Annotated in this window: 21 protein-coding genes and 6 pseudogenes; 20 read left to right on the plus strand and 7 right to left on the minus strand. The window is 40.7% G+C overall.

What is annotated here, in order from left to right; genetic code table 11:
- From JCM19033_RS19380 to JCM19033_RS26680, 11 genes and pseudogenes are all read left to right on the plus strand, one after another.
- Positions 1-335: pseudogene (locus JCM19033_RS19380) on the plus strand (heterodisulfide reductase-related iron-sulfur binding cluster); the annotation flags it as partial.
- A gap of 909 nt (positions 336-1,244) precedes the next feature.
- Positions 1,245-1,640, plus strand: coding sequence for a thioesterase family protein (locus tag JCM19033_RS19390; RefSeq protein WP_054637579.1), 396 nt, complete (start codon positions 1,245-1,247; stop codon positions 1,638-1,640).
- Between the two features lie 217 nt (positions 1,641-1,857).
- Positions 1,858-3,440, plus strand: a pseudogene (locus JCM19033_RS19395) (BCCT family transporter).
- Positions 3,441-3,877: 437 nt separating this feature from the next.
- A pseudogene (hcp, locus tag JCM19033_RS19400) lies at positions 3,878-5,169 on the plus strand (hydroxylamine reductase).
- A 143-nt stretch (positions 5,170-5,312) separates the two neighbouring features.
- The gene (locus JCM19033_RS19405; RefSeq protein WP_054637548.1) at positions 5,313-5,960 is read left to right on the plus strand and encodes a TetR family transcriptional regulator; all 648 of its coding nucleotides are present in this window, start codon (positions 5,313-5,315) and stop codon (positions 5,958-5,960) included.
- A gap of 30 nt (positions 5,961-5,990) precedes the next feature.
- The gene (locus JCM19033_RS19410; protein WP_054637549.1) at positions 5,991-6,830 is read left to right on the plus strand and encodes a GvpL/GvpF family gas vesicle protein; all 840 of its coding nucleotides are present in this window, start codon (positions 5,991-5,993) and stop codon (positions 6,828-6,830) included.
- Positions 6,831-6,832: 2 nt separating this feature from the next.
- Positions 6,833-7,057: a gas vesicle protein gene (locus JCM19033_RS19415; protein ID WP_054637550.1), complete on the plus strand. Its 225-nt coding sequence runs from the start codon at positions 6,833-6,835 to the stop codon at positions 7,055-7,057.
- A gap of 21 nt (positions 7,058-7,078) precedes the next feature.
- Positions 7,079-7,378, plus strand: coding sequence for a gas vesicle protein K (locus tag JCM19033_RS19420; RefSeq protein ID WP_054637551.1), 300 nt, complete (start codon positions 7,079-7,081; stop codon positions 7,376-7,378).
- Between the two features lie 40 nt (positions 7,379-7,418).
- Positions 7,419-7,757, plus strand: a complete 339-nt coding sequence (gene gvpJ, locus JCM19033_RS19425; RefSeq protein ID WP_054637552.1) for a gas vesicle protein — start codon at positions 7,419-7,421, stop codon at positions 7,755-7,757.
- Between the two features lie 64 nt (positions 7,758-7,821).
- Positions 7,822-7,977 (plus strand): hypothetical protein, encoded by a 156-nt coding sequence (locus JCM19033_RS23810; RefSeq protein ID WP_157049983.1) that lies wholly within the window; start codon positions 7,822-7,824, stop codon positions 7,975-7,977.
- 336 nt (positions 7,978-8,313) lie between these two features.
- Positions 8,314-8,647 (plus strand): annotated as a pseudogene (locus JCM19033_RS26680) (transposase); the annotation flags it as partial.
- Positions 8,648-8,775: 128 nt separating this feature from the next.
- Here the strand turns inward: JCM19033_RS26680 and JCM19033_RS19435 are convergent.
- Entirely contained in the window at positions 8,776-10,308 is a 1,533-nt protein-coding gene (locus tag JCM19033_RS19435; protein WP_054637554.1) for a BCCT family transporter, read from the minus strand.
- 520 nt (positions 10,309-10,828) lie between these two features.
- Here JCM19033_RS19435 and JCM19033_RS26685 point away from each other — a divergent pair.
- From JCM19033_RS26685 to JCM19033_RS19460, 6 genes and pseudogenes are all read left to right on the plus strand, one after another.
- Positions 10,829-11,464, plus strand: a complete 636-nt coding sequence (locus JCM19033_RS26685; protein ID WP_269758415.1) for an amidohydrolase family protein — start codon at positions 10,829-10,831, stop codon at positions 11,462-11,464.
- A gap of 32 nt (positions 11,465-11,496) precedes the next feature.
- Positions 11,497-11,898: an amidohydrolase family protein gene (locus JCM19033_RS26690; protein ID WP_269758416.1), complete on the plus strand. Its 402-nt coding sequence runs from the start codon at positions 11,497-11,499 to the stop codon at positions 11,896-11,898.
- Positions 11,899-11,900: 2 nt separating this feature from the next.
- Entirely contained in the window at positions 11,901-12,260 is a 360-nt protein-coding gene (locus JCM19033_RS19445; RefSeq protein ID WP_054637555.1) for a Rieske (2Fe-2S) protein, read from the plus strand.
- Between the two features lie 20 nt (positions 12,261-12,280).
- Positions 12,281-13,273 (plus strand): annotated as a pseudogene (locus JCM19033_RS28515) (NAD(P)/FAD-dependent oxidoreductase).
- A gap of 66 nt (positions 13,274-13,339) precedes the next feature.
- Positions 13,340-14,794 (plus strand): betaine-aldehyde dehydrogenase, encoded by a 1,455-nt coding sequence (gene betB / locus JCM19033_RS19455; protein ID WP_054637556.1) that lies wholly within the window; start codon positions 13,340-13,342, stop codon positions 14,792-14,794.
- A 505-nt stretch (positions 14,795-15,299) separates the two neighbouring features.
- Positions 15,300-17,018 carry a SulP family inorganic anion transporter gene (locus JCM19033_RS19460; RefSeq protein WP_054637557.1) on the plus strand — a complete coding sequence of 573 codons (1,719 nt, stop codon included), beginning with the start codon at positions 15,300-15,302 and terminating at the stop codon, positions 17,016-17,018.
- A gap of 65 nt (positions 17,019-17,083) precedes the next feature.
- On the opposite strand, the gene JCM19033_RS19465 is transcribed toward JCM19033_RS19460, so the two are convergent.
- Genes JCM19033_RS19465 through JCM19033_RS19475 form a run of 3 tightly spaced genes read right to left on the minus strand, consistent with a single transcriptional unit; the run spans position 17,084 to position 18,028 of the window.
- Entirely contained in the window at positions 17,084-17,368 is a 285-nt protein-coding gene (locus JCM19033_RS19465) for a hypothetical protein (RefSeq protein WP_054637558.1), read from the minus strand.
- Positions 17,359-17,559: a hypothetical protein gene (locus JCM19033_RS19470; RefSeq protein WP_054637559.1), complete on the minus strand. Its 201-nt coding sequence runs from the start codon at positions 17,557-17,559 to the stop codon at positions 17,359-17,361. The genes JCM19033_RS19465 and JCM19033_RS19470 overlap by 10 nt, the downstream gene beginning before the upstream one ends.
- 4 nt (positions 17,560-17,563) lie before the next feature.
- Entirely contained in the window at positions 17,564-18,028 is a 465-nt protein-coding gene (locus JCM19033_RS19475) for a DUF2243 domain-containing protein (protein WP_054637560.1), read from the minus strand.
- A gap of 569 nt (positions 18,029-18,597) precedes the next feature.
- Between JCM19033_RS19475 and JCM19033_RS19480 the strand changes: the two genes are divergently transcribed.
- Complete coding sequence (locus JCM19033_RS19480) at positions 18,598-19,500, plus strand: LysR family transcriptional regulator (RefSeq protein WP_054637561.1); 903 nt, start codon at positions 18,598-18,600, stop codon at positions 19,498-19,500.
- Positions 19,501-19,586: 86 nt separating this feature from the next.
- Here the strand turns inward: JCM19033_RS19480 and JCM19033_RS19485 are convergent, their stop codons facing one another.
- From JCM19033_RS19485 to JCM19033_RS28520, 3 genes and pseudogenes are all read right to left on the minus strand, one after another.
- Positions 19,587-20,411: an STAS domain-containing protein gene (locus JCM19033_RS19485; RefSeq protein ID WP_054637562.1), complete on the minus strand. Its 825-nt coding sequence runs from the start codon at positions 20,409-20,411 to the stop codon at positions 19,587-19,589.
- A 134-nt stretch (positions 20,412-20,545) separates the two neighbouring features.
- A complete protein-coding gene (locus JCM19033_RS19490; RefSeq protein WP_054637563.1) occupies positions 20,546-21,484 on the minus strand; it encodes an NADP-dependent oxidoreductase in 939 nt (312 codons plus the stop codon).
- Between the two features lie 250 nt (positions 21,485-21,734).
- Positions 21,735-22,631: pseudogene (locus tag JCM19033_RS28520) on the minus strand (LysR family transcriptional regulator).
- Positions 22,632-22,789: 158 nt separating this feature from the next.
- Between JCM19033_RS28520 and JCM19033_RS19500 the strand changes: the two are divergent.
- A complete protein-coding gene (locus tag JCM19033_RS19500) occupies positions 22,790-23,185 on the plus strand; it encodes a CidA/LrgA family protein (protein WP_054637564.1) in 396 nt (131 codons plus the stop codon).
- Positions 23,160-23,834 carry an LrgB family protein gene (locus tag JCM19033_RS19505; RefSeq protein ID WP_054637565.1) on the plus strand — a complete coding sequence of 225 codons (675 nt, stop codon included), beginning with the start codon at positions 23,160-23,162 and terminating at the stop codon, positions 23,832-23,834. Before JCM19033_RS19500 ends, JCM19033_RS19505 begins: the two co-directional genes overlap by 26 nt.
- Positions 23,835-23,874: the final 40 nt, after the last annotated feature.

Consider the following 23,874-nt stretch of genomic DNA (forward strand, 5'->3'; position numbering starts at 1 on the left):
TGTGTATGATCCTCCGAGAGAAATTTTAAAAGCCATTCCAGGGCTTACGGTCGTGGAAATGGAACGAAACCGCGAGGACGGCATGTGCTGCGGACCGGCGGCGGCATGATGTGGATGGAAGAAGAAGCGGGGCAGCGGGTGAACGTCGCCCGGACAGAGCAGGCGATGGAAGTGAGCCCGTCCATGATTGGGAGCGGGTGCCGTACTGTCTGACGATGCTGAGTGACGGGACCAAAGCCAAGGAAGTGGAAGATGATATTTCCACCCTGGATATTGCTGAAATTCTTGAAAAAGCAGTTATAAATACAAAAGAAAGAGATATTGTCGTCACTTGATGAAAAAGTTTGCTTTTATTGTGAATGGATAGGGAAGGGCCTATATATAGATTCAGTCTGACACACACGCTTAAATAGAAGAATGAGAAGAGTCATGAATGGCATGGCTCTTCTTTTTGGGGTAATTGTTGGAGGCACGATTCTCTTAGGTGGGGGAAAAACCCATAATAGAATAAAATGTTTCGATTTCATCACCCCCGTTTTCCATGTGCATAGGATATAGCAAAATGTAAACGGAGAGATGAAAGATGGGACAGAGAAAATCAAAAAAGTCAAAAACAGCTGTCAAAGTTTCCCCTGCTGAAAAGCATGTCCATACTATGAAGGCAGTTACCTCTGAAACTTGTTTTTCCTGTAAAAAGCAGTGTGCAAGAGGGATTGCATACATGGAAAAAATGAGTAAACCTGGAGCAATTGGAAAAGGAGTTCCTTGTATATTGACGAAAGGAAGGGCTCTTGGAAAAAGGTAATGACTCTAAAAAAAATGGAGATCTAACTAAAGTTCTCTGTTTTTTATGGTGTTTTTTTGAATCTGATAAAGGTTGATATGATTTTTAATAAGTTATTTGATTGAAAATCATAGTGGGTGATGCCAACGATAATCGCATGTTTTTTGAGAAAGCCTGCAGCCATGCCCTAGAATAGAAGACACCATGAAGGCGCACAAGTTGAAGCATGAAGGGATCGCGCAACTTCTGGACTCTTAGGTGCAAGCGAGCAGCTATTAATGAAAATCAACAACAAAATGTAACAAAGCCATTTATTGAAAAGTAGCTATGTAGAGGGCGTTTATTTCATTTTAAACGGAGCATTTCATCAGAAGAAAGGAAATGTCGAAACATATATTGAATCTAACTAAAGAAGAAATTTTTTATGAAGAAGGCAATCTTTCTTAGCGGGGTGATGAAAATGTTTACGAAAGTCATTGAACCCAGGGTTTCAGAAACCGATGGAGCCGGCCATATCAATAACACCACGTTACCAGTGTGGCTGGAATCTGGCAGAGACGAGATCTTTAAGCTTTTCACTCCGGACCTATCTTTTGATAACTGGAGGTGCGTGATACTTAAAATGGAGGTGGAATATGTAAGCCAGATTTATTATGGATATCCAGTCGAAGTGAAAACGTGGGTTTCTGACGTTGGAAATTCGAGCTTCAAACTCTACGAGGAGATTCATCAAAACAATGAGCTGTGTGCTATTGGAAAAGCAGTCTACGTCAATTTTGATTTCTCTGCGCAACAAAGTCAGCCAATTTCAAAGGAGATTAGAATAGAGCTGGAAAAACATAAAATCATTCATTAATATTTGTAACGAAAAACATTTGGCTGTTGGCCAAGTGTTTTTTCGGGTTTTTCTTGGAAATTCGAGCGGAGGGGACATAGATATGCCGTGTCTTCCACTTTTTTTCTTTATTCTTTTGTATTCCCATTATTACCTGCGATAAATAGGTTATGAGATTGGTATTAGAGGGAATTCAATAGGAATAAAGATAGCAAGCAATTTAGTAAGGGGGAGCAGTATGGCTGACAAACGGGATAAGTGGAAATTTTTAAACCGGACCTTTTGGATCTCATTTTCTATCATTTTCATTTTTGCGATTTGGGGGGCGATAGCTCCAGAAGCACTGGCAGCCAATGCTACGGCAGCCTATGACTTTATCGCTGATACCTTTGGCTGGTTTTATTTAGCTTTTGTGTTTTGTTTAATTATTTTCAACTTGTACTTAGCTTTTAGTAAATACGGAAGAATAAGACTAGGAGGAGATGACACCAGGCCTAAGTATCCGTTTTTTACGTGGATTGCCATGTTGTTCAGCTGTGGCTTTGGTGTAAGTATTGTATTTTGGGGTGTAGCAGAACCGATGACTCACTTCGGGAGCCCACCGCCTTTTGAAGGAGGTATTGAAGCTGGAACAAATGAAGCTGCGAGAGAAGCCATGTGGAGTGCATTTTTTAACAATGGCATTCACCAATGGGCCTCGTTTACTTTCGTTGGACTGGCTATTTCTTATTTTATATACAGACAAGAAGAGCGGAGTCTGATTAGTGACACGATGAATCCTGTGATTGGTGACACTGGAAAAAGCCTCTTCGAAGTACGATTGATATTATCGCCGTGATTGCTACGGTGATGGGAGTGGCAACAACCTTGGGATTAAGTGTCCTCCAGATAAACGGAGGTTTGTCAGCTGTATTCGATGCTCCGGCAGGAATCGCTACACAGGTCATTATCGTTTTAGTCATGTTTGTTTTCTTTTTAATCTCAACCATATCGGGCCTGGATCGAGGAATTAAATACTTAAGTAACACGAATTTAGCGTTGGCGTTAATCCTTATGGTTACCGTGCTTATCTTAGGGCCAACAGGCTATATCCTTAACACCATCACCACTGGAATCGGCGATTACATGCAGAATTTCTTTCAAGCGAGCTTGCGCCTTGATCATTATTCTGAAGGAACCTGGGTTCAGGACTGGCCTATCTATTACTGGGCCTGGACTATTGCCTGGTCACCATTTGTCGGCATGTTTGTTGCGCGTATTTCTCGTGGGAGAACGGTAAGAGAGTTCGTCCTTGGCGTCATGGTAGTCCCTCCATTTCTAGGTATTATATGGATTGGAATTTTTGGAGGAACGGCTATAAATATGGACCTTTTTCAGGGGACGGATATAGCAGGGGCTGTTGCTGCGGATGAAACAACTGCATTATTTTCAATGCTTGAAAACCTCCCTCTGGGAGCCATTCTATCGGTTCTGTCCATCTGCTTATTATTTACCTTTTTAGTAACCTCGGCAGACTCAGCGACCTTCGTTCTTGGCATGATGACTTCAAAAGGGGATACAAATCCAACGGTTACCGTAAAAGTAATTTGGGGAACACTTATTGCTTTCCTTGCGGTTGTTTTGATTATAAGTGCCGGCTTAGAAGGACTTCAAACAGCTTCACTGATTGGTGCCTTGCCATTTTCTATCGTATTATTCATTGTTGCTGTTTCACTGTTTATTTCCATTCAGCAGGACTACCGGGAAACCCGGCAAAGGAAGGATATAGAAAAACACCGGAAAATTGCTGAGCATCTTGAAGATGAAGAGGAAACTTATTAAATAAAAACAAGGATCAGGCTGCCATGAGTCGTTCGTACCGGCTTTAAGGCAGCCCTATTTTTTCGATTCAATTTCATTCGGTTTTTACTCTATAAATTTGGCAGAGCACTATACAGTAAAAGCAGGTACCCAAGAAGGAATCAATCAAGGATCAGTGAACTTTATGAAGAAGGAAACGGTTAAACTTGCCAGGAAGAGGAGTTGGAAATTGTGGAAGAAAAGTTGGGAAGTGCACAGCTTGTGGTCGTTCCATCTATTGTGAGAACGGCTTTTTAAACGGGGTGAACAGTGAGGAGAGGAAGCTTTATTGTTTTGCTTGCTATGAAGGTTGGCAAGAGGGACAAAGACAATCTGATAAACTATGATCTTTGTCACAGAACAGCCTGTGAGAATTCTTTATCCTTAACGCAGAGGTTAATTTAAGGAGGGGTTCATAGGTGTTTTGTTATCAATGTGAGCAAACATTAAAAGGTGGCTGCCAGGTGATCGGAGTCTGCGGGAAAAATGAAGATATTGCAAGCATGCAGGATACAATGGTTTTTGCACTAAAAGGAATTGCAGCATATGCCACTCATGCCAGACAGCTCGGGTATAGTGATCCGGAAGTAGATGCTGTCACTCACGAAGCATTATATATGACGTTAACGAACTCAAATTTCAACATGCAGGAACATATAGATATGGCAATGAAAGTGGGAAGGGCTGCGGTCAAGGTTATGGAGCTTCTCGATCAAGCACACACTGCAAAGCTCGGGACACCAGAGCCTGTAACGGTTTCTCAAAACAAAGTAGAAGGCAAAGCAATTATTGTTACGGGTCATAATCTATTTGCGCTAGAAGAATTGTTAAAGCAATCAGAGGGAAAAGGAATCAATGTTTACACTCATTCTGAGATGCTGCCAGCTCATGGATACCCGGCTTTGAAGAAATATCCCCATTTAAAAGGAAACATCGGAAAGGCATGGTTTGACCAGCGACGCCTTTTCAAAAAATTTAAGGGCGCTATTTTAGCGAATACAAACTGCGTGATGCCTATAAAAGGCAGTTACTCTGATCGTTTCTATTCCTACGATATTGCGGGCTTAGAGGGAGTCCATAAAATAGAAAATGATGACTTCACTCCACTAATTGAAAAGGCTCTATCTTTAGAAGACGCAGATATGGAGAGCGAGGCAACATTAACGACAGGATATCACCATGAAACAGTCATCGGGTTAGGACCTGAAATTATTGACGCAGTCAAAGAAGGGAAAATCAAAAGATTTTTCGTCATCGCAGGCTGCGACGCTCCGGTCCTGGCGGCGACTATTATAGAGAGTTGGCCACATCCCTTCCAAACAATACCGTAATTATGACAACATCTTGCGGGAAATTCCGTTTTAATGACGTTGAGTATGGAACCATTGAAGGAACCGATATCCCCAGGTTTATTGACTTGGGTCAGTGTAACAACTCTGTATCCACGGTTAAAATCGCTCTTGCTCTTGCAGAGGCATTTGAATGCGAAGTAAACGAGCTGCCTGTAAGTATCGTTCTTTCCTGGTTTGAGCAAAAGGCAGTGGCTATACTGCTTGGATTGTTTAGTTTAGGCATTAAAGATATTCGTATAGGACCGAAGCCTCCAGAATTTATAACGCCAGGAGTGCTTAGCTTTTTACAGGAAGCTTTTGGGTTAAAGCTGATAGGTAATGCGGCAGAAGACATGAATGACATGCTTACATTAAATTAAAAGTACAGTTCTTTTTGGAGGCCTTTAAACAGGCCTCTTTTTTATGAGCAAAATTCAAGAGTTTATAAAAAAGAACTGGAGGGTAGAAGGGGAACAAGTCATTTACAAACATACTGTATGTATAACAAAAGGAAGGTGGTTTCATGCGCCGGACAAAGGAGGAAGCTGCGCAGACCCGAGAAGCAATTATTGATGCAGCAGAAGAGTTGTTTATTGAAAGAGGGTATGAGTCAACCTCCCTGACTGACATTGCAAACTCAGCTGGAATAACAAGAGGGGCGGTACATTGGCATTTTCAAAACAAGGAGGGATTGTTAAAAGCGATAAGAGAAAGAATCGAGCTTCCTTTAGAACAGCTTACGGAACTTTTATCAAGCAATGACCTTGTCGATCCTTTGGAGGCACTGGCAGATACAATAGGATCTATTCTCCATAAATATCAGTCCGACATTCGGCTGAGACAGCTTACAAGACTGCTTTTACAGTATGAGCTTAATAGAGAGAATAGTGAGTCGGATGAAAAATCTATGGAACACCACGCGCGTGAGGTAGTAACAGAAGTTCTTGTACGTGCCCAGCGAAAAAGTCCATTTCCAGTACATTGGACGCCAGAGTCAGGTGCATTAGCTTTTGTAGGGCTGGTCAGCGGACTTCTTTCTGAATGGGTGAGAGGTAACACTGATTATGAGTTGGTACCTCAGGTAGAAAATGTCGTATGTTCGGTTTTGACAACGTGGGGAGCGGAGCTTTCTGGCCTTCCTGAAACTTCAAAAAAAAGTGTTAACGAATAAATAAAAAATACAAGAATAGGAGGAATATACATGCAAACGGAAGCAAATACAAAGGAACTCATTTACTTATATGCTTTTGTCCCGACAAATGAAACAAAGGAAAACTCTCTTTCTTCAATGACAGGGATCGATCCTGATTATGACATAGAATTTATAGAATTCAATGAGGTTACCGCAGTAACTTGTCTCGTAAAAGAGGAAGATTTCTCCGAGGAAGTATTGCAGCGAAAAGTGGATGATATGAAATGGCTCCAAAAGCATGCTTTTCATCATCATGAGAAGATGAATGCTTTAAACGAAATCTACACGGTTATTCCATTGAAATTTGGCACAATTTACGAAGATAAAGAAAGCTTAAAAGAGATAGTAGAGACTCATAAAGAGAATATTACGTCCGTATTTAAGGAGCTTGGCAAAAAAGAAGAATGGAATATCAAGATTTACACCGACAAATCATCCTTTACAAAAGAAGTTGAGGAAAACAGTACGACGGTCAAAGAGAAAATAGAGGAAATAAAAGATTTACCCAAAGGTAAACAATTTTTTGAAAAGAAGAAGCTTAAAGATTTTATAGAAAAGCAGGCTGAAAAAGAGATTGATGAATACTGTGAGAGCATTCATGAGCAGCTTACCGCTTACAGCAGCGATGAAGAAGTAAAGAAAAACTGGGAGAGAAAGCTTACTGGAAGGAAAGACGATATGTGCTGGAACGGCGCCTACTTATTTCCGAAAGAGGAGGTGGAGAGGGCGTTACAAATCATTGAAACAGAGCGAGAAAAGGCAGATAAAAATGAAACAGGTTTCTCCTATGAAGTCACTGGGCCTTGGCCTGCATACCACTTTTCCAATTTCACAGAGAGAGGCGAGTAAACATGGCAGGGGAATCTTTGCAAACAAAAGATGTTTCTCTCTTGGATGTCCTTGATGCTGTGCTTGAAAAAGGAGTGGTATTAAAGGGGGATATCACTATTTCAATTGCAGGTGTTGATTTAGTCTATCTGGATTTAAGAGTGCTGCTGGCTTCCGTAGAAACTCTTGTGCAGGCAAGGGACAAGGAACTGAAGGAGTTCAGAGAGGAAACAATAGATTTTTCCTAAATACAAAGGAGGTGTTTCGTAATGGCAGATCAGGAATTGGTTAATGAACATAAGCCCACGGGAAAAATTGCTTTGGATCCTGAAAAAGCTGAAGAAGGTCTTTCTCAGCTTGTGATGACGGTTATTGAGCTGCTTCGCCAGCTCGTTGAGCGTCAAGCCATGAGGCGTGTGGAAAGTGGAAGCCTGACAGAAGAGGAAATTGAAAAAGTGGGAGAAGCATTAATGAATCTAGAGGAAAAAATGGAAGAATTAAAAGAAATTTTTAATTTGGATGATGACGACTTAAATATAGACTTAGGTCCCCTCGGTAATTTGATGTAGCTGTTAGTAATCATACCAGCAAGAAAGGAAGCGTGATCGTATGAGCGAGATTCAGCAAGCAGGAAATCACCCGACAAATTTAGTCGGCGGTCTGGTGGATGTTCTGGAAACAGTGTTGGATAAAGGAGTAGTTATAGCAGGAGACATCAAGGTTAATTTAGCAGAAGTGGAGCTTCTAACGATTAAAATACGCCTTCTTGTTGCATCTGTCGATAAAGCTAAGGAAATGGGCATCGACTGGTGGGAAAATGACCCTCACTATTCTTCCAAAGCAATTAAGATGGAAGAAGAAAACAGAGAGCTTCAAGAACGCGTGAAGCAATTAGAAGAAAATATGGAAGAAAATCCAGTTACAAGCAGGGGAGGACAGGAAAGGTGAAAAACAATAACCTGCTAAATGATATCATGCAGCTGGTGCATAGTTAGAAGATACAGATCATTCCGTGATGAAGCGAGTGGAGGAAAGGAAAATAGGGGAAGGGAAAGATGCTTCTACTGTAAAAACCGAGTATACATTTCAAGTAAAAGCGGGGCTTCCTAATGAAGAAGAGATAAAGAAAATTATAAATGATTCATCTCGTACAAAGCGGTTAAAATAAAAAGCTATCCTTTTACTATTAAAGTTCAGAGGGACAAAACCCAGCTAATAAGAAGGGTCCTCACCATCGGTGAGAACCTTTTCTTGTCATCAGTATTAGTAGTTGTTTGTTCAAAAATACACTCGCTTGCACCTTAAAGGCACAAGTGCGACATCCGTTCAAGCTTCATTTCATTCACTTTCGCGGTGTCTTCTATGCCCCGGGCAAGGCTTCAGCTAGCCGGGTTAGACCGCCCCGGCGGATCTTCAGCTCTTGCTTTTCCCGCAGGCGTCTCGTAATTTTTGAACCATTAATGAATATGTACCATAAAAGGACGGATAAATCAGGGGATTAACGTCGTTTAAGGTTTATGATTGTGAAGATTGTTTTGAATGTTCCCTATGTCCACAATGTACGAAAGATAAAGAGGTAAATAACCGGAAGGTTATTACAATGAAAATGGGAGAACCAAAAAGCTTTTACTCGGGACATGCTTTCGGAAGAGAAAAAAGATGAGATCTACGGAAAGCGTAAGATTGATGTAGAGCCTGTCTTGGGATTTCTGAGGGCTAATTTGCATGTCACCCGAATGTGCAAAGAGCAGGTTAAAAACGAAAAAGAATTTGCCTTGATGGCGGTGAATTTGAGAAAGTACAATGCCCGACAGGCTCATCAACCTATTGTAGATTAACAAAACGGTGCCAACTATCGAAAAGCGATAATTGGCACCGTTTTAACTTTTCAGAGACTGTTTTGTCCCAGCCTCTTTCTTTTTTAGCAAAATGTGATTTTACGAGAGTCCACACTTCAATTATATAATCACGCAGAATCTGAATACTTAACTTTCGGCCCTTTGTTTTTATTTCTTTTCTTGGCCTGTACTTCTTTGTTAGCAGATAAATAAAAGGAATATCCCATCAGCATGATTACTATGGAGAAAGGAAAAGCTGCAATAATAAGAACGTTTTGCAGGCCGTCTGTTCCTCCAAAGTATACAATGATGGCTGCCATGGCTGATAAGCATAATCCCCAAACAATTTTCACCGATCTTGAAGGGTTTAATGAGCCGGAGGTAGATAGCATACCCAGCACAAAGGTTGCAGAATCAGCTGAAGTAATGAAAAAGATGGCAATGACTACGATCGTTAGAAACGATAGTAGGGTCCCCAGCGGATAATGCTCTAGAACAGCAAAGGTGGTCGTTTCCATTGAATAATCGGAAATTGCTGTAATGCCTGATTGCTGGATGTCCAATGCTGACACACCGAATACAGCAAAAAAGATAAAGCAGACAAACGCAGGCACAAATAGAACACCAAGCATAAACTCTTTTATCGTACGTCCTTTTGAGATTCTTGCAATAAAAATTCCAACAAACGGAGACCAGGAGATCCACCAGGCCCAATAGAAAATCTTCCAGTTATCAATCCATGTGCGATTTTCCTCGTTTAAAGGCTCCATTTCAAAACTCATATCAAAAAAGTTGGCAATGTATCCCCCGAGTGAATGAGTGAACATGTTCATGATATACACTGTAGGACCCACAATTAATAGTAGAACCATTAGTAAAAAGCCCAGAATCATATTGATGTTACTTAAATACTTAATTCCTTTGCTTAAGCCAGACCATGCTGAAATAATAAATAATACAGTTGCTACCACTAGGATTAGCAATTGAAAGCCATAGTTACTCGGTGTGTTAATGAGATAGGCTAACCCTTCATTGATTTGCGCAGACCCAAAGCCAAGAGTTGCAGCTACCCCTACCACTGTTGCAATGATGGCCAGAGTGTCAATCAATCTCCCCAGGGTCCCCTCCATACGTTCTTTGCCAAAAATAGGAACAAGTGTCGCGCTGATTAAACCAGGATAACCTTTGTGAAACTTAAAATATGCTAACACTAAAGCTACAAGGGCATAGACGGCCCAAGCATGAACTCCCCAGTGAAAAAAAGAATACTGAAGGGATTCTTTAATAGCTTGAGATGTCCCCTCCTCACCGCTGGGGCTGCTTATGAAAGCATGAGAGATGGGTTCAGCCGTTGTCCAAAAAATCAATCCTATTCCCATTCCGGCACTAAACAACATAGCAAACCATGTGGGAAGGCTGAATTCAGGCTTGTCACTGTCCTTGCCTAGCTTTATTTTATTAAATCTTGAAAATATTAAGTAAATGCAAAAGGCTAGTATGACCATAATCAGCAGGATATAATACCATCCAAACCAGTCAGAGATAAAAGCAGTTGTCGTCAGTGTCACACTTTCCAAATGCTCAGGAGCTGCAGCTCCCCAGAGTACAAACAAGCCGCAAATGGCAAGTCCGTACCAAAAAACTAATGTTGCATGTTTCATATACTCACCTCGAAGATAGTTTTATAGTTTTGAAAATCAGAAGAGATGATAGAGGGTTTTTCAGCAACAGTTTCATATGTTACACATCTTTTAAATTGATTGCAAACCGGAATTTATTAAATATTCGACAATAAAAACACATAAAACGACATTAACACTGTTCTGAAGTACATTTGAAATTAATTCTAAGACTTTCCTACTGCCTTACATCCATTCAATACAAAAAAGGCCAAAGGAATCGGCTGAATTCTCCTTCTCTTTTCCACCTCCTTTGACCCTGATGATTGTATCTCCCAACTAAAAGAAAGCCGTCCTCACAAAGCCAGAAAGCCGCCATGAGCTTTATTCAGGAATGCTGACTATTCAAAAATTAAAAAACTGTCACTGGCCTTCACTGGCTTTCACTGAATGTCACTGAGCATTCTAAACCGCACTCACCCGCTCTCAGTGTGTTTGGAGAATCTTTCTAACCACTGGTACTATTTTACTTGCTCGCGAAAACTGTGAAGGAGGAATACCATTGTCCAAAAATAAAATTGCAATTGTAGATACTGATATTCATGAACGTATTCAATATAAAGATATACTCGATTATTTAGATGAGCCGTATAAACATTACATTGCCAACTGTCATTGGATCCAGGAAAAGCATATGCCCTATACACAGCCGGCCACAGCCGGAGTGGACAGAGCTGATGCGATTCTTCCTGACGGCAGGCCGGCCGGAACCGACCTGCCTTTTATGCAAAAGCAGCTCTTAGATGATATTGGCCATGAGTTCGGTATTTTAACCGGTGCGTTAGATCCATCTCCATCATCTATGCATGGCTGGTACGAGATGGCTGCAGCTCTAGCTTCTGCTTACAATGATTGGCAAATTGAAAATTGGCTCGAAAAGGATGACCGTTTATATGGATCTGTCCATATTGCGGCCCAGGAACCTCATAATGCTGTAAAAGAGATTGAGAGAGTCGGCTCTCATCCAAAAATGGTTCAGGTACTCCTTCCAATTGATGACATTATGTGGGGAGATCCGTATTATCATCCGATATTTGAAGCGGCGGAAAAATACGATCTAATGATCGGCATGCATCATAATGAACCGCCGGTTTATTACGCAAATGGCCAAGATACTTCATTGAGTGGCATACGTTAATCCCTACTGCTCACATGAAACAAATCACGAACATGATCTTTAACGGTGTATTTGATAAGTTTCCAAACCTTGGTCTTATCATGATCGAAGGAGGATTCACCTGGGTTCCGCACCTTATGTGGAAAATGGACCAGCAATACCGTGACCTGCGGCATGAAGTGCCATGGCTGAAAAGAAAACCTAGTCAAATTATGAAAGAACAAATTCGAGTGACCACTCAGCCTGCAGAAGAGTTGAATAAGAAGGAGTTTATGTCACTTATAGAGCAGATGGGAACGGATGAAATTCTGTGCTTCTCCACTGATTATCCTCACTGGGACTTTGACTCTCCTGACCGTGCGCTTCCAAATATGGACCCGGAGCTTAAGAAAAAAATATTTGCAGACAACGCAAAGGCATTTTATCCAAAGCTGCCTAAGACGAGGGAGGGATAATTATGAAAGAGCAAATCGTTTGTAAAACGTCTGACGTACGGCCTGGAGAAATCAAAGAGTCGTACTTTGGAAAACAAAATATCGTGGTGTGCCGGACACCAGACGGAGAGTTCTATGCCTTTATGAATCAATGCATTCATCAAGGAGCTCGTCTTGAGAAAGGTTTAATATGCGGAGCAACGACAAGTAATAGTAAGCCGGGAAGCTATGACTACTGTCACAAAGGAGAAATTCTCCGCTGCCCTTGGCATGGAAGAGAATTTGATATTAAAAATGAAGGCAGAATGCTGGCAGCCCCTGAAAAAAAGCTGGCACATTTTCAAGTACGCGTGGAAGATGAAAACGTCATTGTCTATAAATAACACACAGTAAGGTGATAAAAATGACCCAAGAAAATAACGTAGTGGATGCCATTATTATTGGCGGCGGACCAGTAGGTTTATTTACAGCTTTCTACGGAGGCATGCGTGAAATGTCCGTGAAAGTCATTGACAGCCTGCCTCAGTTAGGCGGCCAGCTGATGGCTCTTTATCCTGAAAAATATATTTATGATGTGGCTGGTTTTCCAAAAGTGTTAGCCAAAGACCTGATTAACCAGCTTGAAGAACAGGCAAAGCAGTTTAATCCTGAAGTATGTCTGGAGGAAAATGTTCAATATGTTGAGAAACTTGACGAGCAGTTGTTCAAAGTAACCTCCACAAAAGCTGTTCATTACTCCAGGACCGTGATCATTACAGGGGGCGCAGGTGCATTTCAACCAAGGCGTCTTAAAGATGAAAGTTCATATAAGTATGAAGGAAATAATCTTTTTTACTCGATTACAGACCTGCAGGCATATCAGGATAAAAGAGTTTGCGTTGCCGGTGGAGGAGATTCTGCCGTGGACTGGCACTTATGCTTGAGGATATTGCAAAGGAAGTTACACTTATTCACCGCAGAGATAAATTCAGGCTCATGAACACAGCGTAAATCAATTGAGGGAGTCAAGTGTACGGATAAAAACTCCCGTAGTGATAGAGGAATTAATAGGCAAGGATGACTACATTGAGACAGTTGTTCTTAAAGAAAGCAAGGGAGAAGTCACAGAAAACCTTGAAATTGACTCCCTGGTTGTAAACCATGGGTTTTTATCAAGCCTTGGAGCTATTAAAGAATGGGGACTGGAAATCGAAAAGAACTCAATAGTAGTCAATCAGAAAATGGAAACGAATATCCCGGTATATACGCAGCCGGTGATATTGCCACCTATGACGGGAAAGTAAAGCTAATTGCCTCAGGCTTCGGCGAAGCCCCGACAGCAATTAGCCAGGCAAAGCATTATATAGATCCTGAAACGAAAGTTCAGCCCCCTCATAGTACCAGTGTGATGGCCTAAAGAGGAAAAACCATTAACTTAGCAATATGATTTACACACAAGGAGGTTACCAATGTATCATAAAAAATGTATATAGACGGAAGCTGGGTGTCAGCCGTATCTGGTCAAACCCGGACCATTATCAACCCCTTTAACCAAGAAGTCATTGCAGAAGTGCCAGAAGGGGACGAGCAGGATACCAAGGCTGCAATTAGTGCTGCAAGAAAAGCGTTTGATTCAGGAGAATGGCGCCGTACAACCGGAACGGAACGAGGCAAATTAGTCACAAAAGTCGCTGAATTAATTGAGAGGGATAAAAAAGAGCTCGCGGAGCTTGAAACCCTGGACACCGGAAAAACGTTGACGGAAAGCTATGCCGACATGGACGATATAATAGAAGTCTTTCGGTACTACGGAGGTCTGGCAGACAAAGATGGCGGGGAAATCATTGAGTCTCCTATACCTGATTCTACAAGCAAAATCGTACGAGAACCAGTTGGTGTATGCGGGCAGATTACTCCGTGGAATTATCCCCTTCTTCAGGCAGCGTGGAAGATAGCTCCTGCATTGGCTGCAGGCAACACTATTATTGTTAAACCAAGTGAAATTACCCCTCTCACTACCATTAAAGTAACCGAATTAATAGAAGAAACCGGTATTCCAAATGGGGTCGTAAATCTGGTGCTTGGAAACGGAGCAAAAACAGGCCAGACTCTATCTGAAAGTCATGACGTTGATCTTATTTCTTTTACCGGCGGCATTGAAACAGGCAGAAAGGTAATGACAGCTGCTACCGGAAACTTTAAAAAGATAGCTTTGGAACTTGGAGGGAAAAACCCAAACGTAGTGTTTGAAGATGCTGATTTTGAAACAGCGGTTGACCAGGCATTAAATGCAGTCTTTTTCCATGCCGGACAAGTATGCTCAGCAGGTGCTCGCCTCCTTGTGCAAGACACGATTCATGATGAATTTGTGGAGGCTTTAGTAAGCCGGACGAAGAATATTAAACTTGGCAGCGGGTTTGATGACTCTACAAAATCTGGTCCACTTATTTCAAAGGAACATCGTGAAAAAGTAGAAAAATATGTAGAAACAGGCGTGAAAGAAGGCGCTAACCTTGTTGCCGGAGGAAAACGGCCAGAACAAAAAGAGCTCCAAGACGGCTTTTTCTTTGAACCTACTATATTTACAAATTGTGATACTTCTATGGAGATTGTACAGGAAGAAACATTTGGTCCTATCTTAACAATAGAGAAATTCAACACGGAGGAACAAGCGATTAACCTGGCAAATGACTCCAAATATGGGCTTGCCGGTGCAGTTTGGACAACTGACATAAAAAAAGCTCAAAGAGTATCAAGCCTGCTTCGCATGGGAACAGTTTGGATTAATGATTTCCATCCTTATTTCGCACAAGCGCCATGGGGAGGATATAAATCCTCAGGGATAGGCAGAGAATTGGGGAAACAAGGGTTAGAAGAATATACCGAAGTTAAACACGTATTTGAGAATACAGCTCCTCAGCCTCTCAACTGGTTCTAATCGGACAAATAGTAAATTTCAGTTATAATAAATTGTTTTATGGGGTATCTGTCATATAGGACAGGCCCTTCATACTGTAAGGATACAAATCTTTTATAAATGAACTTATAGATGACACTAAATTTATTATTTTCCATTTTACGTCAACTCCAAAAAGAGTTGATTTTTATTTTTGGCTCTGTTAAAGGCGAATGATGGTTCTTTTTTTGATTGTAGATAAAAGCTCGAGGCGGCGTCTGCAGAATTCAACGTGAAGGTAAATGCAAATGAAGTAGATTGGCTTGTGGATCTTTAGATGGAAGCAAGCGTCACTTCACAAAAATCAACAGCAAAATGTAACAAAGCCGTACTGTAAGAAGATGATTGCTATTTGGGCTGTCAGCCATTGTGGAAGACACAATGAATATGTAGAAAACTTTCTAGTAAGAGTTTAACGATTTAGGTTAAAATTAATTTGCTTAGGATATAACATGTATTTAAAGACTATATTAGGGTGGAGAGGGACATGAACAAAAAGCAGTTACACCACTTAGTTCCAAGCTATAATAAAAATTTGTTCAGGCAGGACTTTATAGCCGGTCTTACTCTATTCGTTATGCTTATACCTCAAGGGATGGCTTATGCTATGCTGGCTGGCGTACCGCCAGAAATGGGTTTGTATGCCTCTACGATCCCTCTTATTATCTATGCCATTTTTGGCTCGTCTAAACATTTGTCGGTAGGACCTGTCGCTGTTTCTTCGTTGCTGGTTTTTACAGGGGTTTCTGTATTTGCAGAACCTGGTTCCGCTGAATATATCTCTTATGTTCTTATTCTTGCTGTGATGGTTGGTTTTATACAACTATTATTAGGGTTATTTAGAGCCGGGTTTATTGTGAAGTTTATCCCTCATTCTGTGTTGAGCGGTTACACATCAGCTGTAGCTATCGTCATTGGAATAAGTCAAATAGAACATATTTTAGGAATAAATTTGGGCAACTATTTGCAGGTACAAGTCATACTACTTGAGTTATTTAATAGATTATCAGACGTTCATTTCACAACAGTAGCTATAGGTCTGGCCAGTATCCTGCTGCTATTTATCTTCAAAAAAATTCACCCTCGAATTCCAGGTCCTTTGCTCATTGTTCTCTTGTCAATCGGGGCTGTCTCTGTACTTGGCCTGGAGGATACCGGAATTCAAATTGTAGGGGACGTACCAGGAGGATTTCCTTCCTTGGTATTTCCAAACTTGACTTTGGATAACGTACAATTACTGTTTCCAATGGCTCTTACGATAGCTCTTATTGGCTTTATGGAGTCACTGGCTATTGCAAAGGCAGTGGCCAGTAAAGAAAAATATACAGTTAAGCCAAACAAAGAATTAAAAGCGCTGGGCCTTGCGAATATTGCAGGATCTTTCTTTCAATCTTTTCCTGTGAACGGAAGTTTCTCCAGAACGGCTGTCAACCATGAAACCGGGGGTGCCACGCAGTTTACCTCAGTTATTACCGCCTGTGGTGTTTTGGTTACCTTGCTCTTTTTTACATCTTACTTTTATTATTTGCCAAACGCTGTTCTTGCTTCTATTATTATCATGGCCGTGTACAAGCTGATCGACACTAAGCAAATGAAATACCTGTTTAAGGTCAAACCTTTTGAAGGCTGGGTATGGGTATTTACCTTTTTTGTGACATTATTTGTTGGAATACAATGGGGAATTATTTTAGGAGCAGTATTCACCCTTCTTCTTTTAGTCAGAAGAAGTGCTAAGCCTAATGTAGTAGAGGTAGGCTATTTGGAAGAAGAGCAAGCGTTCCGCGCAGTAAATCGTTTTCCTGGAGCAAAAACAGTGAAAAACGTCTTGCTTATTAGAATCGATTCTAATATACACTTTGCCAATATAAATTATCTGGAGGAAGAAATAAAAAGTCTTCACTTGGAAAAGCCGGAAGCAAAATGGATTATGATGGAAATGTCCGGTGTGAACGATATTGATACAGTAGCAGCGCGGAGCCTGGAAGAGATCGTTGAACGTTTCCAAAGGAAAGGGATAAGTTTTTGGTTTGCCAATGTGAAAGGCCAGGTCAGAGATACGATTAACAAAACTGGCTGGGAAAAACATTTAGAAGAACAAGTAAGTTATCTGCCATTAGATCAGTTGTTAAAGGAAAAAGGAATTAATGATTTTTCAAAGCTTGCAAAGTCCCCTAAGCACGATGCTTATGATGACTATATGATCTAACGAAGGTAGACATAAACAACCACCACCTACCATTTAGTCATAATCAAAAAGGAGCAGACTTCCTCTTAATGAAAAGGGGGAGCTGCTCCTTTTTTAAGGCACTTTAATAACTTCTTCAAAAGAAATTTCCTGCCCCCCTTAACGAGAGTTTGATGATCGTGGCTGACAAGAACAACTTTTATTTGATGTGTCCCTTCTTCTAAATGACCTAAATTGTACGTATTTGCATAGATTCTTGCTTCCTGGTCATCATTTACATAAAGGTGAGCATGCCCTTCCATGATTTCTGGATGAAGAACAGAATCATCACGGCTAAAATGAAAATTTTCAGTTTCAAGCTCTACCAGCATTGGCCCGCTTCTTGTCCAACGGAACCAGAGATTGCCGGAGCAGGTGCGGTTTCAGGAACTTCTTTTAATGAATGGTGATGGGAATGATCATTTTCACTCATAGACATGACAAAATGACTGTTTAAGGTATAGAAATAAAGCGTGGTTCCAACAAAAGTAAAAAGAACGATAAAGCTGACTATTCGGTACAAAAAATCACCTCTTTCCGTCAACAAGCTTAGGGACGGTTTTTCTTATCAGCAAGCCTGCAATAAGCAAAACAGCTCCGCTTGCTAAAAAAGCCAGATCATAAAGCAGGGGATTCTCGGCATCTGGACGAACACGGTGAATTTGGAGAATATGGTGGTTAACAATTCCTTCAATTAAATTAAAAGTGCCGCCGCCAATCAGTAATCCGCTTATCACGTAACGAATTCCTTTTGACAGATCTGTCGGTTTTCCTCCGAGCCATAAAATTATGGCTCCTGCAATCATGGTAATGGTAACAGCAAAATGAAAGATCCCATCACTTATAATTTCTATCGTTCTATCTGGACTTAAGACGACGCTATGCCATTGCAGAAGCTGGTGAAAAATAATCCCGTCCAAAGCTCCTAAAAAGCCAAATCCAAGCAGGAAACTGCCAACGTTTAAATATTTTTTCCGCACTTCAATTGTCATTCTATTTACTCTCCTCCTTGCGCTAACGCTTTCCTCTGCCGCAATTACCCTAATTCTTCTATATTTGCATCGCTATTTCCTTTTTGAGGTGCCTGGCACCCAGATAGTCTGTAATATAGAAATCCCTTAATGAGTGGATTTTCTATGCTCTTATGTTACAACTGAAGCAGGGTGCCAGGCACCCTCCAAAAAAAATTAAAAAAAGACATACTGGAGACAGTATGTCTTTCATTGCGTAAACAGAATTCTGTTCTGTACATTATTTTGGTATTCCATTTTCTCTAAAAATATCTTATACTAGAAACAGATCCTCTGTTTAGGATGTCATGCCCTACTCACACACAGGGCGAAGATCTACCAATCTTTTTTGGGGTATTCCTTTGTGGAATACCTTCTTTTTTTTCTCTGTCATTCTCTGTCTACATATAGAGCTAATTTTAAAAGAGCCGTGCTCTTTTTCTTTATTACTTTGAAGTTGATTTCATTATATAACTAAATATTAAGCTAAACAATATATTGATTAGATTGAAATGATATCAAAAATAGATTAATTCAAAGGAGCGAGCAGTTTGGAACTAAGACAGATTCAATATTTTATTGAAGTTGCTAAGCAAGAACACGTTACTGAAGCCGCTTTGTCACTGAATGTAGCCCAATCTGCTGTTAGTCGTCAAATCTTTAAGCTCGAGGAAGAATTAGGAGTGAACTTGTTTATCCGAGAAGGGAGAAATGTTAAGTTAACTCCAATTGGAAAAATGTTTTTGGAGCATATGGAGGAAGCCATACATGTTATTGATAATGCAAAAAGGGAGGTTCAGGAATACCTGGATCCTGAAAAAGGGGTCGCGAGAATCGGGTTCCCAACGAGTATGGCGAATTATACGATGCCGACAGCTATTTCTTCTTTCCGGAAGAAATACCCTCAAGTTAAGTTCGAATTAAAACAAGGTTCTTATTACAATCTGATTGAGTCCGTCATTAAGGGAGAAATTGACATGGCTCTTCTTGGGCCATTGCCTAAAAATGAAAAGATAAAAGGAGACATATTGTTTGTAGAAGACATAGTAGCACTCCTGCCATCAGACCATCCACTCGCAAACCAGTCCTCCTTATCTCTTGACCAATTACGAGAAGATTCATTTGTTTTATTCCCACCAGGATTTATATTGCGTGAAATTATTGTAGACGCCTGTTTCCAATCAGGGTTTGAACCTAGTGTTTCCTTCGAAGGTGAAGATGTGGACGCTATAAAAGGATTAGTCTCAGCAGGGTTAGGCATAACCCTTCTCCCGGAAATCACTCTAATTGACGGGATTCCAAGGTCCACCGTGAAAGTGCCAATTACAAAACAGAGAGTTACTCGCACGGTAGGAGTCATTGTTTCAAATGAAAGAAAAATTCTTCCGACGGAAAAACTTTTTTATGAGTTTTTAAAAGATTTCTTTTCTATGTTGGGGAGTTTTGGAAAATAATGTACACTGGCGCTTAAAAGAAGGAGGCAGTATTACTTTAAAAAAACCGTGTTTTCTATATAGAAACACGGCCTTTAAACTTTCATTTAAATAGACGAGACCAGGTAATCTTCCAGGGCCTGCTGTAAACTTCCCTTTGTCTTTGCCTGAGAATGAATTTGTATGCCAAGCTTGGTAATTTCCATTACGATTTCTGGGCCAAGCCCTGTAATGACGCATTCACACCCCATCATTTTAGTCTCGTCAATCATTTTCATCAAATGTGAGAGTACTCCCTTTTCCACGGATGTAATACCTGAAAAGTCCATAATCAGTGTTTGGATTCTCAGTCTTTCAATTTCATTTAGAATTTTCTCTTCTATGATATTAGCCCTTGATAAATTAATCTCTCTTATTAAGGGAACGACACCAACGGTGGAGGTTACAGGTATAATTGGGACAGACAGCTCTTCAACAATTTTTCGCTGTGATTCAATCAACTGATCCTTATAATCAGAATAACTGAGAAAGAATCCATTGAGAAACTGATCAATGCGGTCATTTACTTGTTCCTCAAGCTCATAGAAGTTTCTATAAGATTCGCCTTCTCTCTCTAAATCATAGCGCTGAAGGAAATTCCACACTGTTCTGCGGATGGCCTGCACCCATTCCAGCTTAAAGGCTAATGTTAAATCTTGAGAGGCCCAGGAAATGCCTTCCTTTTGGGCAAATTTGTCAAGGGCTTTTAACTCTCCGCTAAGTACGTACATGACTAATGTATGCGCATTGTTGAGAAGATCAATGTTTCCGATTAAAAGAATATCGTGAATTTTATCCCGGACGTTTACGGCTTCGTTTAATAGCTTTTCTTGAAACGCCGATCTCTGAGAAGTGAAATAATCTATATACTCTTCTTCTAAAATAAGGCCCATACCGAATCACTCCTATTGTAGATTGAATAGGTATTATTTATTTTATCGTAACAATGTTTAACTGGAAATACCATTTGAAAAAAAGTAAGATGGCCAGAGAAAAAATTTCCAGCCGCCCTTATATTTGCAAAAAATTATTCTTTTATTTGAATTACAATCTTTCCGCTCGCATGATGTGACTCACTTAAGCTGTGGGCTTCTTGAAGTCCATGTTCATGAAAAGGGAAAACTTTGTTAATCACAGGCTTTACCTCTCCGGTCGTATACAGGTCAGCAAGCTGCTGAAGCTGCTTTCCATTTTCTTTGAGCCAGTGAAACGAAGCGTCCACTCCATACTTCTTCGCCTCCTCCTCGGAGGGAGGTTCTACAATAGAAACAAGCTTTCCGTTTTCTTTCAAGACTTTGTAGCTTTTTGCCTGAACATCACCACCAACAGCATCCAGGACAAAATCTATGTTTTCAACAGCTTCACTAAAGTCCTCTTCCTTATAGTTGATGAGTTGATCAGCGCCAAGAGATGTAACAAGGTCTTCATTTTTGCCGCTAGCAGTCGTTACCACGTATGCACCGATATGCTTGGCAATCTGGATCGCGAAATTTCCAACTCCGCCGGCTCCTGCGTGAATGAGCACTCTCTGTCCTTCTTGTACTTCTCCTAAATCCTGAATACATTGTAAGGCTGTTAAACCGGCTAACGGGATTGCGGCTCCTTCTTCAAAACTCATCTCATCAGGCATTTTTGCAAGTCTTTCTTCCTCAACAGCTACATACTCAGCGTACGTACCATGCCTGGTCGTTGCAGGGCGGGTAAAAACCCTGTCTCCTTTTTGAAATCCTTTTACTTTGCTCCCTGTCTCTGTAATAATGCCTGCTGCATCCCAGCCAAGAGTAATAGGGAATTCAAATGGAAACATTTCTTTTAAGTAACCCTCCCGCATTTTCCAGTCAATAGGGTTCACAGATGTAGCGTGTATTTCGACTAAAACCTGATTTTCATTAATCGAAGGCTTGTTAACCGTTGTTTCCTTCAATTCTTCTTTTCCTCCGTATTGGTTAATAACAATTGCTTTCATGTTCATCTCTCCCTCTAATTCATATTTCAGGTAAAAGAGTAGCTTCCCACTTTTTCTTTTATTTTAAACATGATCGCAAAATAAGAAGAAACAGCAAAGAAAAAGTATCATATGGAAGAAGGAAAGACAAATATTCTGGCTCCTGAGGCATCTAGTAAATCAGCTTCTGCCTGAAACGAAATGCTTGGCAAGAAAATAACAAGTATGGCAGGAGGGAGAACATGAGAAGGTAATTAAGAAACAGAGACTTCTACAGGTTCTTATGGCGGTTTACATATTGTTGTGAAACAGTGACAAACTCTCTTACGGCAAAAGATAAATATTTATCCTTTTTCCAAATCATCCCGAGCTCCAGGTTGATGGCGGATTCAGATAAAGGGATGCTGGTTACCTCTTTATTATTGATGTCACGGCAAATCCTGCTGGGGAGCAAAGCAACCCCTAACTTCGCTTCTACCATCCCCAACAAAAAGTCTTTCTGAGAACTTTCACACACTATGTTAGGGTGAAAGTTGTGTTTAGAGCATTCATTGATGATTTGGTCATATAAAGAAAAGTCTTTGCGGTACAAGACAAAAGGTTCATCTGCTAACTCGGAAAAAGACACGTCGCCTTTTTTAGACAAAGGGTGGCCCTTATAAACAACAAGCTCAAGGGGATCCTGTAAGACGTTCACAACTTCGAAGGAAGAACTGTGTGCTGGCAAGGTACATATTAATCCAATATCCAGGAGCCTTCTTTTACACCTTGTTTAATTTTTTTGTACCCACCTCTGTTAAAGTGATTTTTACTAAAGGGTACAGCTCCTTATAATGACTGATTAACTTAGAGAAAAATGCTGCCCCAACAATGGGGGGATGCCAATTTTTACTTCTCCGCTCTTAAGGTCCATGACATCATTTAGTTCAGTTGTTAAGTTTCTAAAGGCAGCTAAAACAGTTTGAGCGTTGGTAAGCACTGCTTTTCCGGCATCAGTTAAGTCCAGTTGTTTTGAGGATCGGTAAAATAATGGCACGCCTAATTCTTCTTCTAGGTTTTTAATGGCTTTACTAATGGATGGCTGAGAAACATGGAGGGTTTGGGAGGCTTTTGTAAAGCTTAAGTGTTTGGCTACTTCTGAAAAATACTCTAAATGCCTAATGTCCATTGAGTAACACTCCTTTCAGGTATAGATAAAATGCATATTGAAAATAACAAATATGTATTTTATTTATAGGTTGTATTCAGTTTATAATAAGTCTCACAAAGGTGCCACCCCAGAAAAAAAGGGTGGACTGGGGAAGAAGCAGAAAGGAGGAGATCATAATGTGGCGCGATTACAGCTTGCTTGTTTTTCAACTATTTCTTTTGTGGCTGATTAATGAGGCAGGATACCTTTTAGTGAACGTTTTTAATCTTTCTTTACCAGGAAACGTCATGGCGATGCTTATACTTGTCAGTTTATTAGCTTCAGGCATTATTCCTCTGAAATTTGTAGAGAGAGCCGCTAATCTCCTCATTAAACATTTAGCTTTCTTTTTTATACCTATTGCTGTTGGTTTAATGAACTTTGGAGAATTCTTTCTGCAACATGGCCTGATTCTGGTTTTGGGCTTGATTATTAGTACAGGGATAGGAATGTTTATAACGGGATTTATATCGCAATATCTAGCTAAAAAGAAGGAGGGAGCCGATTGTGGTGATACCAGTAACAGCTGCTAGTATATTTCTGACGGTAGGAGTGTATTTGCTTTCTAGAAAGGTCGGAAAAAGGTTTCCTTCGCCTTTTACAACACCTGTCTTTTTCAGTACAACGATTCTCATATGTATTTTTCTCTTAGGCGGTGTTTCCTACGAACAGTATGAACCGGCAAAAGAGATCATGACGTATCTGTTAGGTCCGGCGACGGCTGCGCTAGCTGTACCTTTATATAAGAATAGAAAGCTAATCATGGAGTACAGTCTCATTTGGGGGGCAGGCTTGGTTCTGGGCTCATTAGCAGCCATCCTTTCAATCACTGCCATCGCTAAACTATCTGGCCTGTCTGATTCAATTGTTGCTTCTCTAACTGTAAAATCGGCAACTGTGCCTATTGCAGTGGAAACGACGACGTTAATAAATGGGGATCCTTCACTTGCAGCTGCTTTTGTAGTGGCGACTGGAACGATTGGCGGGATGCTCGGGCCCTGGCTGCTAACAAGGTTAAACATTTCCCATCCAGTGTCCCGTGGTCTGTCCATGGGAACGATCGCCCATGGACAAGGAACAGCTGAAATTGCAAGAGAAGGTCAGCTTCAAGGTGCTATGGCAGGAACAGCCATGGGACTCGCCGCCATATTTATCTCTATCGTAGTCCCTTTACTCTTTTAACTTTCGCTGTGCGCTGTGTTGCACTTCAATTTATTGCGTT

Source organism: Thalassobacillus sp. C254 (assembly GCF_001310615.1).